Origin of the sequence: uncultured Flavobacterium sp. (genome assembly GCF_963922255.1) — a bacterium.
Classification (GTDB): domain Bacteria; phylum Bacteroidota; class Bacteroidia; order Flavobacteriales; family Flavobacteriaceae; genus Flavobacterium.
This window is the reverse complement of record NZ_CAWUIC010000003.1, coordinates 21,785-34,462: the sequence shown is the minus strand read 5'-3', so window position 1 is coordinate 34,462 and position 12,678 is coordinate 21,785. Positions and strand designations below refer to the sequence as shown.

The window sequence follows — 12,678 nt, the reverse complement described above, 5'->3', positions numbered from 1 at the left end:
GCAGTTATGTAGTCCTTCTTATTTATGTAATGTATTATATGGATTTTGATATTTAATTTGTTTGATGAAAAAAATAGTGCTTTTGTTTTTGTTTGTTTCTTCATTTAATCTTTTTTCACAGATTAAAAAAGGTGATGGTTTGTCATTAAAAAAATTAAAAAATGAGAAACCCTCTATAGATTTATACAAAATATATACCCTAGAAAAAGACACAGTTTTTTTAGATACAACTTTAACCATTCAAAAAGAGTATAAATTTAATATGCTTCGTAAAGATAATTTTGGATTATTATCTTTTGCTAACGAAGGACAAACTTACAACACTTTAGATTTTGGTTTAAACACTAATTCAACTTTCCCGAATTTTGGATTTAGGGCAAAGCATTTTAATTATTTAGAAGTCGATGATATAAAATATTATTCTGTTCCTACACCTTTATCAGATTTGTATTTTAAAACCGTAATGGAACAAGGACAATCTTTAGATGCTTTTTTGACGGTCAATACAAAACCAAATTTAAACTTTTCAATTGCCTATAAAGGGATTAGATCATTAGGTAAATACATAAATTCATTATCAAGTTCTGGTAATTTTAGGTTTACATCAAGTTATTTTACACCAGATAAAAGATATATTTTAAATGCACATTTCACAGGTCAAGATCTTTTAAATCAAGAAAACGGTGGAATAACTACTACTACTGATTTTGAAAACAGTGAAGAACCTTATGATGAAAGAGCACAATTAGAAGTATATTTTAATGACGCAGAAACACTTTTAAAAGGGAATAGATTTTTTATTGACCATTCGTTTAAGCTTTCTAAAGACAATCCTAATAGTTTGGTTTTTACACACCAATTTAATCATGAATATAAGTTTTTTGAATATACTCAAACTACAGAAAATGCTAGATTTGGAAATTCTTTTTCTAATTCTATTTACAATAAAACAAGATACAATCATTTGTATAATAAAATTGGAGTTGCCTACAAAACACAAGATTTTGGAAATGTAGAGTTTTTTGTAGATGATAATAAATACAATTATTATTACAATAGTGTAGTTTATGACAATCTTGGTAATATAGCTGTGCCAAATGCAATTAATGATAGAATCAATAATGTAGGAGGAACTTATACTTATTTTGCTAAAAATTTAGTAGCAAAACTTTTGATTTCAAATGCAATTACAGATCAGTCAATTTCAAATATTGAAGCGAAAGCTACTTATAAATTAAATGATGATTATAATTTTACTTTTGAGTATCAAAAACTAAATAGCCTTCCTGCTTTAAATTATACTTTATATCAAAGTAATTATGTGGATTACAATTGGTCTAATAATTTTAAAAATGAAAAATTAAACCAATTTAAAATTGAAGCGAATACAAAATGGTTAGACCTATCGTTTAATTATAAAATCTTAAACGATCATTTGTATTTTGAAAATGAAAATAACGACATAACTTCTTTAAAAGTTAAACCTAAACAGTTTGAAAATACTATAAATTATTTATCATTTCAAGCAAAAAAAGAAATTAAATTTTGGAAGTTTGCCTTAGATAATACCGTTTTATTCCAAAGTGTAGGTCAATCCAGTGATATTGTAAATGTTCCTCAAATTGTAACAAGAAATACGCTTTATTTTACAGACAAAGTTTTTAAAAAAGCCATGCAAATTCAAACGGGTATCATATTTAATTATTTTACGGACTATTATGCTAACGATTACAATCCATTGTTAGGCGAATTTTATGTGCAAAATCAAACAAAAATAGGAGGTTTTCCAATGATTGATTTCTTTATAAATGCAAAAGTTCGTCAAACACGTATTTTCTTGAAAGCAGAACACTTTAATTCGTCTTTTACGGGCTATAATTTCTATTCAGCACCCAATTACCCTTATCGCGATTTTATTGTAAGATTTGGACTAGTTTGGAACTTCTTTCAATAGATTTATTTGAAACAGCACTCTAGGCTTGTCATTATATGTAATTCCTGCTTTCCGTTAGCACTGCAATCAGGGTTAGAGCACCATTGACTATTACTATTCTATAATGGTTCTTTGTACGTCTTAAAACTAAACAACAACTTATTTTGCAATCCTATGTCAAACCTATATCTTTGCAGTCGATAATTAAAAAATAAGTCAAATTCAATATGAATTACGCAAAAAACATACTTGAAACTATTGGAAATACACCTTTAGTTAAATTAAACAAAGTCACCGATGAAGTAGATGCTTTAGTTTTGGCAAAGGTGGAAACATTCAATCCAGGAAATTCTGTAAAAGATAGAATGGCCGTAAAAATGATTGAAGATGCAGTAGCTGATGGCAGGTTAAAGCCAGGAGGAACAATCATAGAAGGAACTTCAGGAAACACAGGAATGGGTTTGGCACTTGCAGCTATTGTTCATGGTTATAAGTTGATTTGTGTAATTTCAGACAAACAGTCTAAAGAAAAAATGGATATTCTTCGTGCTGTTGGAGCAAAGGTTGTAGTTTGTCCTACAGATGTTGATCCAACTGATCCAAGATCTTATTATTCTGTTAGTAAAAGATTAGCAACTGAAACACCAAACTCTTGGTATGTAAATCAGTACGATAATCCAAGTAACGCTATTGCTCATTACGAGCAAACTGGTCCGGAAATTTGGGAGCAAACAGAAGGTAAAATAACACACTTTGTTGTTGGAGTAGGTACTGGTGGAACTATTTCAGGTGTAGCAAAATACTTAAAAGAAAAAAATCCAAACATCAAAATTTGGGGAATTGATACCTACGGTTCTGTATTCAAAAAATACCATGAAACCGGAATTTTTGATGAAAACGAAATCTATTCCTATATAACAGAAGGAATTGGAGAAGATATTCTTCCAAAAAACGTAGATTTTTCTTTAATTGATGGTTTTACAAAAGTAACCGATAAAGACGCAGCAGTATATACTAGAAAAATTGCTTTAGAAGAAGGAATCTTTGTTGGAAATTCAGCTGGTGCAGCAATCAAAGGTTTAATTCAATTAAAATCAGAATTCAAACCAGAAGATGTAGTTGTCGTTTTATTTCACGATTCTGGAAGTAGATATGTTGGTAAAATGTTCAACGACGATTGGATGAGAGAAAGAGGTTTCTTAGATGAAGAAATCACAAAAGCTGAAGATGTAATCAAAGAACATATCAATAAACCTTTAGTTGTTGTTAGAACAGAAGAATTAGTTTCTCACGCCATTGAAAGGTTAAAAAAATACAACATTTCTCAAATTCCAGTTATTGATACAACAGGTTTTGTAGGAAGTGTAGACGAATCTGATTTATTCAGAAGTTATATTGAAAATAAAGACATCGCAGACAAACCTATCAAAGATGTAATGGGGAAACCTTATCCGATTGTTGAAAGAAACACACCAATTGAAGAAATTTCTAAATTAATCAACAAAGATAATCAAGCTGTAATCGTAAATTTAGGAGATGGAAAACATCACATTATTACTAAACACGATATTATTAGCTCCATAAAATAGTTTTATAAAAAAATATTTTTTTAAAACCTATAAGTCATTGACTTGTAGGTTTTTGTTTTTTGTATATATTTGTATTTAGTTACAAGCCAATACATTATTACAAGCCATGAAAATAAAAGAAGACTTCTTGCACTACATTTGGTTGCATAAAAGAATAGATGTAACCCATCTCCAAACTACAAAAGGAGAAAAAATAGAAATAATCCATTTCGGAAACTATTTACAACAAACTGGGCCAGACTTTTTTAACGCTCAACTAATAATTGACAATCAAAAATGGGCTGGAAATGTAGAAATTCACGTAAAATCTTCCGACTGGTATTTGCACAGTCACGAAAATGATGCAAATTATGACTCTGTAATTCTTCACGTTGTTTGGGAACACGACACAGAAATTTATCGAAAAGATAATTCTGAAATTCCTGTTTTAGAGCTCAAAAATTATATTTCAAAATTCGAAATCGAAAAATATTACGATTTAACAACTTTAAAATCTTGGATATTTTGCGAAAATGAAATCGCTAATGTCAATGAAATAGTTTTAGCCAATTGGCAAGAAAGGTTGTTTTTCGAACGATTAGAAAATAAAGCAGTTCCTTTTAAAAAATTAGTAAAAGAAAATCATTCAGATTGGGAAGCAACGCTGTTTTGCATGTTGGCCAAAAATTTTGGATTAAATGTAAATGGTCAATCCTTTTTTGATTTAGCGAAGTCAATTCCGTTTTCAATTATAAAAAAAGAATCGTTTGAAGTGGAAAATCTTGAAGCCTTATTTTTTGGAAAAGGAGAAATGCTAGATAACGACAAACAAGATACATATTTAATCGATTTACAAAAACGTTGGAAATTTTTATCCCATAAATATCAATTAGAAGATTCTCATATAACTCCAATTCAATTTTTTAAATTACGACCAGATAATTTTCCAACTATTCGTTTAGCACAACTGGCAATGTTATATCACACAAAGCAAACTTTGTTTATTGAATTGATTTTAGCTGATACAAAAGAGGAAATCTATGCAATTTTCAATAACGCAACTTCAACTTATTGGGAAAGTCATTATAATTTCGATTCACAAAGTAAAAAGAAATCAAAAAAAATAAGCAAGCCATTTATAGATTTAATCATCATAAACACAATAATTCCATTAAAATTTCTCTACGCTAAAGCAAACGGAAAAGAAAATATTGAAGATTTAATAGCATTAATTCAAACCTTACAACCAGAAAAAAATGTTATAATAGATAAGTTTGCTTCATTTAAAATAAAATCTAAAAACGCATTTGAAACACAATCTTTGTTGCAATTAAAAAATGGATATTGTTATCAAAAAAAATGCCTTCAATGTGCCATCGGATTAACATTATTAAAGAAATAATTTTATCTTTGATATGAGAAAATACAAAATGATTAGAAATATATTACACTTTTTCGAAAAAAACGGTTTTTTCGTTGCCTCAAGATTAGCCGATAGGTTAGGGATGAAAGCAACAAATGTACGTTTGTTTTTTATATATATATCTTTTATAACAGCTGGTTTATGGTTTGGTGTGTACCTTACTTTAGCTTTTTGGTTAAAATTGAAAGATATGATTTACACCAAACGATCTTCCGTGTTTGACTTGTAAAAAACAATAAACTCTTTGTTTTTTCATTGGTTTTATTATCTTTGAACAACTAATAACTAACCAAAAATATTTTATGTCTACAAAAGCAGATTCTTGGGGCTCGCGTGTCGGCCTTATATTAGCGATGGCTGGAAATGCAGTTGGACTTGGAAATTTCTTAAGATTTCCTGTTCAAGCAGTTCAAAATGGAGGTGGAGCCTTTATAATTCCTTATTTAGTTTGTTTCCTAGTAATGGGAATTCCGTTACTTTTTATAGAATGGTCAACAGGAAGATATGGTGGAATTAGAGGAAACCATAGTACACCATACATTCTTAATACGATGGCAAAAGGTAGAATTTGGAAATACATAGGTGTTTTTGGGATATTTACAAACATAGCCGTAGCCGCTTATTATTGTTACATTGAGTCTTGGACCATGTCTTATGTGTATCATACATTGATTGGTACTTTTAATGGAATGAGTCAGGCAGATGTAGCTGGTTTCTTTAACTCTTATGTAGATGTAGCTCAGTCAACAACTGGAATTCCTTATGAAGCTGTTATATTTTATATAGTATGTTTATTATTGAACACTTATATACTTTCTAAAGGTTTAGGTGGAATTGAGAAAGTAGCAAAAATAGGAATGCCATTATTAATCATGTTTGGAGTTGTTTTAGCAGTTCGTGGCTTAACTTTAGGAACTACAGGAGCTTCAGATATCTTTCCAGATGCCAATGCATGGGATGGTTTAAATTTCTTATGGACACCACAATTTGATTCCTTGTCAAATCCAAAAGTATGGTTAGCAGCAGCAGGACAAATATTCTTTACCTTATCAGTAGGAATGGGGACAATTCAATGTTACGCTTCTTACTTGAAAGAAAGAGATGATATCGCTCTTAATGCAGTTTCAGCTGGTTTTATGAATGAATTTGTAGAAGTAGTATTAGGAAGTTTAATTGTAATTCCAATCGCGGCAGGTTATTTAGGATTGGATTGGGTACTTCAAAATGCTGGTTTCGGAATGGCTTTCCAAACAATGCCTTATTTGTTCCAACAATGGGGTGATGTTCTTTCAATTTTTGCTGGAGTTTTCTGGTTTGGATTATTATTCTTTGCTGGAATTACTTCTTCTTTAGCAATGGGAACCCCATGGATGGGATTCATGCAAGACGAATTTAATTGGAGTAAAAATAAAGGGGCTTGGTCATTTGGAGCTTTAGCTTTATTAATGGGATTGCCAACTGTAATATTTTACAAACAAGGTTTATTTGATCAATATGATTATTGGGCAGGAACAGTAAGTTTAGTAGTTTTTGCTTTTCTTGAGACAGTCTTATTTTCTTATATTTTTGGAATCAAAAAAGGTTGGACAGAAATTAATAATGGAGCAGATATAAAAATACCGGGAATTTATAAATACATTATTTTAATAGTAACACCAATGTTATTAGGTACCGTTTTGGTAACGAGTGTTCCGGATTGGGTTGATAAAGTTAGAGACGCTGATACAAATAATAAAGAGTGGTTTACGGATACCTACTATGCAGAGAATTTTGATGCTACTGGAACTAAAAAAGGTGAAGTTGTAGAGGTTAGTCCAAATTACATTAAGCTTTCTTTTGAAAACGAAAAGAAAGTTTTTGACAAAGGAACTGAGAAGGTAAAAGTTGTTAATTTTCAAGATTTTAAAGAATACAAATTTAATGCCTCTAAAAACCAAATAACAACTGTGAAAGTTGGCGATCAAATTTCGCCTAATGATAAAATTGCAACAGGAGATTTTACAAATGATACATTTCATAAATTTTTAGGAAGAATGCTTTTATTGTCATTGTTCTTGTTTATTTCATTTGTAGTATATTTAGCTTATAAAAAACGTATTAAAGAAGGGAGAGAATAATTATGAACACAACAGCAATAATAACAATGGTTTGTGCACAAGGAATAGTAGTATCATTCGCTGCTTACTTTTTCTATAAAGTTTTAACTATTCCACCTAAACAAGAACCAGATTCGTTTTCTGAAAATGACGACGAATTAGTTAGACAACCTAAAGACTAAATTTAGGTCAAATGAAAAATATAAAATCCTACTTCATGTTTTCAAGAGAACACAGGAGTGGGATTTTTTTGTTGTTATTAATCATAATTGCATTTCAAGTTGCTTGGTATTTTTATGATTTTTCTCCAAAAGCATCAAAGCCATCTGAAAAAGAAATTCAATGGTTAGCTATGCAAAACGAAATTGATAGTCTAAAACAAATCAGTAACAACAAGAAATATGAAATAAAACCTTTTAACCCAAATTTTATAACTGATTATAAAGGTTCAGTCTTGGGAATGTCTGTTGAAGAAATTGACAGATTGCATAAATTTAGAGAACAAGATAAATATGTGAATTCTGCGAAAGAGTTTCAAGAAGTCACTAAAGTGTCAAATGAATTACTAAACAAAATTTCACCTTATTTCAAGTTTCCAGATTGGGTCACAAATAAAAGTAATTCAAAGTATAAAGACTATTCCAATTCCAACTTCAAAAAGTTTCCAGAAAAAAAAGCTATTGTTGTAAAAGATATTAATCTAGCCTCAAAAGAAGAAATTATGGAAGTTTACGGAATTGGTGAAAAAATTTCTGAAATCATTCTTCAAGAAAAACAAAAATTCGGAGCTTTTGCATCCATTGAACAATTACAATATGTTTGGGGAGTTTCACCAGAAGCTTATGAAGATATTAAAAAAAGATTCTTCGTCGGACAAAATCCTTCTATAAATAAAATTGACATAAATAACCTTTCTATAAAAGAACTATCCAAATTTCCTTATTTTGATTATAATCTTGCGAGACAAATCGTTATCTATAGAAGTGCTCATGATGAAATTAAGAATATTGAGGATTTAACAAAAATTAAGGGAATGCCTAACGAAAAAATAAAAATAATAGCCTTATATTTGGAATTCTAAAAATTATCTTAGAAATATACAGATATGGATTCAATATACTTTACAGAAGAACATCAATTATTTAGGCAAAGTTTCCGCGATTTTTTACAAAAAGAAGTCGTTCCGCACATTGAAAAATGGGAAAAAACAGGAACGATAGAACGTTTTATTTGGAAGAAATTTGGTGAAATGGGCTTTTTCGGAATAAATTACCCTGAAGCTTATGGTGGCATGAATTTGGATTTATTTTACACTGTTATCTTTTTAGAAGAACTTCAAAGAATTAATTCTGGAGGTTTTGCTGCAGCAATGTGGGCTCACGCATATTTAGCAATGACGCATTTAAATGCAGAAGGTGACGAAAGAATCAAACAAGATTATTTAGCAGCAAGTATAGCTGGTGATAAAATCGGAGCATTATGTGTAACCGAACCTTTTGGAGGAAGTGATGTGGCTGGAATGCGAACAACTGCTGTCAAAAAAGGAGATAAATACATGTTAAACGGATCGAAAACCTTTATAACAAACGGAGTTTACGCAGATTATTATGTAGTAGCTGCCAAAACAAATCCAGAATTAGGAAACAAAGGAATAAGTATGTTTTTAGTAGACACTAAGACAACCGGAGTTTCGGCAACAAAATTAGATAAATTAGGCTGGAGAGCTTCAGACACTGCAGAAATTGCTTTTGATAATGTAGAAATTCCTTTAGAAAACCTAATGGGTGATGAAGGAAAAGGATTTCCCTACATAATGCAGCATTTTGCTTTCGAAAGATTAATCATGGCTGTAAATGCACACGCAAGATCAGAATTCGCATTAGAGTACACCATTGACTACATGTCACAACGTGAAGCTTTCGGAAAAACAATCAATCAATTCCAAGCATTACGTCATAGAATCGTAGAACACGCAACAGATGTTGAACATTGTAAACTATTCAATTACGCAGCTGTCGCGCGATTAGATAAAAAAGAATATGTTGTAAAAGAAGCAACAATGGCAAAACTAAAATCAACCAAAGTTGCCGACGAAACAATCTACAGTTGTCTACAAATGCTAGGTGGTTACGGTTATATGGAAGAATATCCATTGGCAAGAATGTCAAGAGATAGCCGTTTAGGACCAATCGGTGGAGGAACATCAGAAATCCTAAAAGAAATCCTGTCAAAAATGATAATCGACAACAAAGATTACAAACCTGCAGTAAAGTAAGTTTTTCAATTCAACCATAAAATTAAATTTAAAGATCAGTGATAATCCGTGAAATCTGTGGTAAAAAATATAAATTAAAAATAATCCATAATTCATAATTCATAATCCAAAATTAATAATTATATTTGCACCCTTAATGAGAGGAGGTGTCAATATTATGTTAATTATACCAATTAAAGACGGAGAGAATATAGATAGAGCTTTAAAGCGCTACAAGAGAAAATTTGATAAAACTGGAACAGTTCGTCAATTAAGAGCTCGTCAGCAATTTAATAAGCCATCTGTTGTAAACAGAGCTAAAATCCAAAAAGCTGCTTACATCCAACACATGAAAGACGCGTTAGAAAATTAATATTTTTTAATGTCTAGATAATAACCGTTAGTTTATAAAGTGTAACTTTGTAACTAACGGTTTTTTTATGTCAACTAATTTACAAGCATATTACGATTATCTTCAAAAAGAGAAAAACTATTCTTCTTTAACTTTGCGTGCTTATTTAGATGATATAAAATCATTTCAAACTTACTTATTAGACAATCATGACAAGCATACTTTAGAAGAAATTAGTTATTCACAAGTAAGAAGTTGGATTGTAATTTTAGTTGAAAACGGAATTGCAAACAAATCTATAAACAGAAAAATTTCCTCCTTAAAATCTTTCTATAAATTTTTGCTAAAGATTAAGCAAATAGAATTTAATCCACTTTCAAAACATAAGTCATTAAAAGTTCCTAAAAAAGTTCAAATACCTTTTTCAGAAAAAGAATTAAACAGTGTTTTAGAGATGGGATTTATCGAAAATGATTTTGAATCGATTAGAAATAAATTAATAATCGAATTATTCTATGCTACAGGAATTCGTCGTGCAGAACTAATTAATTTAAAAGTTAATCACCTAGATAAATATAATAAAACGTTGAAGGTTTTAGGGAAAAGAAATAAAGAGAGAATTATACCTTTATTAGATTGTACTATTGATTTAATAAATAGATATAATATGGAAAGAGCAGCGTTGGGAAATATTCAAAATCCTGATGTGTTAATTTTGTCTAAAAAAGGCAAAATACTTTCTGAAACATTTGTGTATCGATTGATTAATAACTACTTTAGTACTATATCTGAAAAGGTAAAAAAAAGCCCCCACGTTCTTAGACACACATTCGCAACTCATTTATTAAACAATGGTGCTGATCTTAATTCGGTTAAAGAATTATTGGGTCATGCTAGTTTGTCTTCAACACAAATCTACACACATAGTAGTTTGTCTGAATTACAAAAAGTTTATAAAGATGCGCATCCTAGGAACAAATAATATTGTAAAACCTTAAAAATTTTGAATTATGAAAGTAAATGTTCAAGCGGTAAATTTTAATGTTGACAGAAAACTTGTCGACTTCACACAGGAAAGATTAGATAAATTAGAAAAATTTTATGATAAAATTGTTTCTTCTGACGTTTTTTTAAAAGTAGAAAATACAAGTGATAAGGAAAATAAAATTGTAGAGATAAAAATTAACGTGCCAGGTGATGATTTAATGGTTAAGAAAGTGGCTAAAACTTTTGAAGAAGCAGTTGATTCTTGCACAAGTTCATTAGAAAGAGTATTAGTGAAAAGGAAGGAAAAATTAAGAGCTCACGCATAAATTAAAAATATTTGCAAAAATTATTTTGATTAAACAAATAATTCCATACATTTGCAGTCCGTTAGAAATAGCGGACTTTTTTTATTGAATAAGCCGGTGTAGCTCAGCTGGCTAGAGCAGCTGATTTGTAATCAGCAGGTCGTGGGTTCGAGTCCCTCCACTGGCTCTATGTTTTAGGGTAATAATTTGGTTTTTTTAAAATCATTTTAAGGTTTATTGAAATATTTAAAAGTCGGGGAGATACTCAAGCGGCCAACGAGGACGGACTGTAAATCCGTTGGGAAACCTTCGCAGGTTCGAATCCTGCTCTCCCCACAACATTAAGAATTTAGAATTTAGAATCTAGAATTTTCTACGTTTTAATTTTAACTTCTGAACTCACAAAAGCCGGTGTAGCTCAGGGGTAGAGTGCTTCCTTGGTAAGGAAGAGGTCTCGGGTTCAATTCCCGACATTGGCTCAAACAGTTGAATAAATTTGAACACTATAAATAAATAACTAAGATTAAATTATTAAATCATGGCAAAAGGAAATTTTGATCGTTCCAAACCACACTTAAACATTGGTACAATTGGACACGTAGATCACGGTAAAACTACATTAACAGCTGCAATTACAAAAGTATTGTCTGATGCTGGATTCTCTGAAGCAAAATCGTTTGATCAAATTGATAACGCACCAGAAGAAAAAGAAAGAGGTATTACTATTAATACATCTCACGTTGAATATGCTACAGCTAATCGTCACTACGCTCACGTTGACTGTCCAGGTCACGCGGATTACGTAAAGAACATGGTTACTGGAGCGGCTCAAATGGACGGAGCTATCTTAGTAGTTGCTGCTACGGATGGTCCAATGCCACAAACTAGAGAGCACATCCTTTTAGGACGTCAGGTAGGTATTCCTCGTATCGTTGTTTTCATGAACAAAGTTGATATGGTTGACGATGCTGAATTATTAGAATTAGTAGAAATGGAAATTAGAGATTTATTATCATTCTATCAGTATGATGGTGATAATGGGCCTGTAATTCAAGGTTCTGCATTAGGTGGATTAAATGGAGATCCTAAATGGGTAGCTACTATCTTAGAGTTGATGGAAGCTGTTGATAACTGGATTGAAATGCCACCACGTGATGTTGAAAAGCCATTCTTAATGCCGGTTGAAGATGTATTTACAATTACAGGTCGTGGAACTGTTGCTACAGGTCGTATCGAAACTGGTATTGCTAATACAGGTGATGCTGTTGAGATCATTGGTATGGGTGCTGATAAGTTAACTTCTACTATTACTGGTATTGAAATGTTCCGTCAAATCCTTGATAGAGGTGAGGCTGGAGATAATGCAGGTATCTTATTAAGAGGTATTGCGAAAGAAGATATCAAAAGAGGAATGGTAATTGTTAAGCCAGGATCTGTTAAGCCACACGCTCATTTCAAAGCAGAGGTTTATATCTTGAAAAAAGAAGAAGGTGGACGTCATACTCCATTCCACAATAACTACCGTCCACAATTCTACGTTCGTACAACTGACGTAACAGGAACTATTACTTTACCAGCTGGTGTAGAAATGGTTATGCCTGGGGATAACTTAACAATTGAAGTTCAGTTATTAAACCCAATTGCATTGTCTGTTGGTTTACGTTTTGCGGTTCGTGAAGGTGGTAGAACTGTAGGTGCTGGTCAGGTTACTGAAATCTTAGACTAAGTATAAACAAATAAATTTTATAAGCCAGTTGATT

General features: G+C 31.1%; 12 protein-coding genes and 3 tRNA genes. All 15 read left to right on the top strand.

The window, feature by feature from the left end; genetic code table 11:
* Nucleotides 1-64: 64 nt before the first annotated feature.
* A complete protein-coding gene (locus tag AABJ49_RS03910) occupies nucleotides 65-1,954 on the top strand; it encodes a putative porin (RefSeq protein ID WP_338376215.1) in 1,890 nt (629 codons plus the stop codon).
* A gap of 206 nt (nucleotides 1,955-2,160) precedes the next feature.
* Nucleotides 2,161-3,522, top strand: a complete 1,362-nt coding sequence (locus AABJ49_RS03905) for a pyridoxal-phosphate dependent enzyme (RefSeq protein WP_338376213.1) — start codon at nucleotides 2,161-2,163, stop codon at nucleotides 3,520-3,522.
* A gap of 106 nt (nucleotides 3,523-3,628) precedes the next feature.
* Nucleotides 3,629-4,903: a DUF2851 family protein gene (locus AABJ49_RS03900; protein WP_338376212.1), complete on the top strand. Its 1,275-nt coding sequence runs from the start codon at nucleotides 3,629-3,631 to the stop codon at nucleotides 4,901-4,903.
* A 28-nt stretch (nucleotides 4,904-4,931) separates the two neighbouring features.
* Complete coding sequence (locus AABJ49_RS03895) at nucleotides 4,932-5,153, top strand: PspC domain-containing protein (protein ID WP_338376211.1); 222 nt, start codon at nucleotides 4,932-4,934, stop codon at nucleotides 5,151-5,153.
* A 73-nt stretch (nucleotides 5,154-5,226) separates the two neighbouring features.
* A complete protein-coding gene (locus AABJ49_RS03890; protein WP_338376210.1) occupies nucleotides 5,227-7,041 on the top strand; it encodes a sodium-dependent transporter in 1,815 nt (604 codons plus the stop codon).
* 2 nt (nucleotides 7,042-7,043) lie between these two features.
* Nucleotides 7,044-7,202: a hypothetical protein gene (locus tag AABJ49_RS03885; RefSeq protein ID WP_338376209.1), complete on the top strand. Its 159-nt coding sequence runs from the start codon at nucleotides 7,044-7,046 to the stop codon at nucleotides 7,200-7,202.
* Between the two features lie 11 nt (nucleotides 7,203-7,213).
* Entirely contained in the window at nucleotides 7,214-8,101 is an 888-nt protein-coding gene (locus tag AABJ49_RS03880; protein ID WP_338376208.1) for a helix-hairpin-helix domain-containing protein, read from the top strand.
* A 24-nt stretch (nucleotides 8,102-8,125) separates the two neighbouring features.
* Entirely contained in the window at nucleotides 8,126-9,295 is a 1,170-nt protein-coding gene (locus AABJ49_RS03875; RefSeq protein WP_338376207.1) for an acyl-CoA dehydrogenase family protein, read from the top strand.
* Nucleotides 9,296-9,452: 157 nt separating this feature from the next.
* Entirely contained in the window at nucleotides 9,453-9,647 is a 195-nt protein-coding gene (gene rpsU / locus AABJ49_RS03870; protein ID WP_338376448.1) for a 30S ribosomal protein S21, read from the top strand.
* A 67-nt stretch (nucleotides 9,648-9,714) separates the two neighbouring features.
* Nucleotides 9,715-10,608, top strand: a complete 894-nt coding sequence (locus AABJ49_RS03865; RefSeq protein WP_338376205.1) for a tyrosine-type recombinase/integrase — start codon at nucleotides 9,715-9,717, stop codon at nucleotides 10,606-10,608.
* Nucleotides 10,609-10,636: 28 nt separating this feature from the next.
* Nucleotides 10,637-10,939: a ribosome-associated translation inhibitor RaiA gene (gene raiA / locus AABJ49_RS03860; RefSeq protein ID WP_338376204.1), complete on the top strand. Its 303-nt coding sequence runs from the start codon at nucleotides 10,637-10,639 to the stop codon at nucleotides 10,937-10,939.
* A gap of 92 nt (nucleotides 10,940-11,031) precedes the next feature.
* A tRNA-Thr gene (locus AABJ49_RS03855) sits at nucleotides 11,032-11,105 on the top strand.
* 68 nt (nucleotides 11,106-11,173) lie between these two features.
* A tRNA-Tyr gene (locus AABJ49_RS03850) sits at nucleotides 11,174-11,254 on the top strand.
* 71 nt (nucleotides 11,255-11,325) lie between these two features.
* Nucleotides 11,326-11,397 (top strand) — tRNA-Thr (locus AABJ49_RS03845).
* A gap of 59 nt (nucleotides 11,398-11,456) precedes the next feature.
* On the top strand, nucleotides 11,457-12,644 hold the full coding sequence (gene tuf, locus AABJ49_RS03840; RefSeq protein ID WP_338376202.1) for an elongation factor Tu: 1,188 nt from the start codon (nucleotides 11,457-11,459) through the stop codon (nucleotides 12,642-12,644).
* The last annotated feature ends 34 nt before the right edge of the window (nucleotides 12,645-12,678 follow it).

Bases quoted from the DNA above. Each gene is read 5' to 3' on its own strand.
- AABJ49_RS03875 (WP_338376207.1), top strand. From the start codon at position 8,126: ATGGATTCAATATACTTTACAGAAGAACATCAATTATTTAGGCAAAGT.
- AABJ49_RS03900 (WP_338376212.1), top strand. From the start codon at position 3,629: ATGAAAATAAAAGAAGACTTCTTGCACTACATTTGGTTGCATAAAAGA.
- AABJ49_RS03890 (WP_338376210.1), top strand. From the start codon at position 5,227: ATGTCTACAAAAGCAGATTCTTGGGGCTCGCGTGTCGGCCTTATATTA.
- tuf (WP_338376202.1), top strand. From the start codon at position 11,457: ATGGCAAAAGGAAATTTTGATCGTTCCAAACCACACTTAAACATTGGT.
- raiA (WP_338376204.1), top strand. From the start codon at position 10,637: ATGAAAGTAAATGTTCAAGCGGTAAATTTTAATGTTGACAGAAAACTT.
- AABJ49_RS03905 (WP_338376213.1), top strand. From the start codon at position 2,161: ATGAATTACGCAAAAAACATACTTGAAACTATTGGAAATACACCTTTA.
- AABJ49_RS03885 (WP_338376209.1), top strand. From the start codon at position 7,044: ATGAACACAACAGCAATAATAACAATGGTTTGTGCACAAGGAATAGTA.
- AABJ49_RS03880 (WP_338376208.1), top strand. From the start codon at position 7,214: ATGAAAAATATAAAATCCTACTTCATGTTTTCAAGAGAACACAGGAGT.
- rpsU (WP_338376448.1), top strand. From the start codon at position 9,453: ATGTTAATTATACCAATTAAAGACGGAGAGAATATAGATAGAGCTTTA.
- AABJ49_RS03910 (WP_338376215.1), top strand. From the start codon at position 65: ATGAAAAAAATAGTGCTTTTGTTTTTGTTTGTTTCTTCATTTAATCTT.
- AABJ49_RS03865 (WP_338376205.1), top strand. From the start codon at position 9,715: ATGTCAACTAATTTACAAGCATATTACGATTATCTTCAAAAAGAGAAA.
- AABJ49_RS03895 (WP_338376211.1), top strand. From the start codon at position 4,932: ATGATTAGAAATATATTACACTTTTTCGAAAAAAACGGTTTTTTCGTT.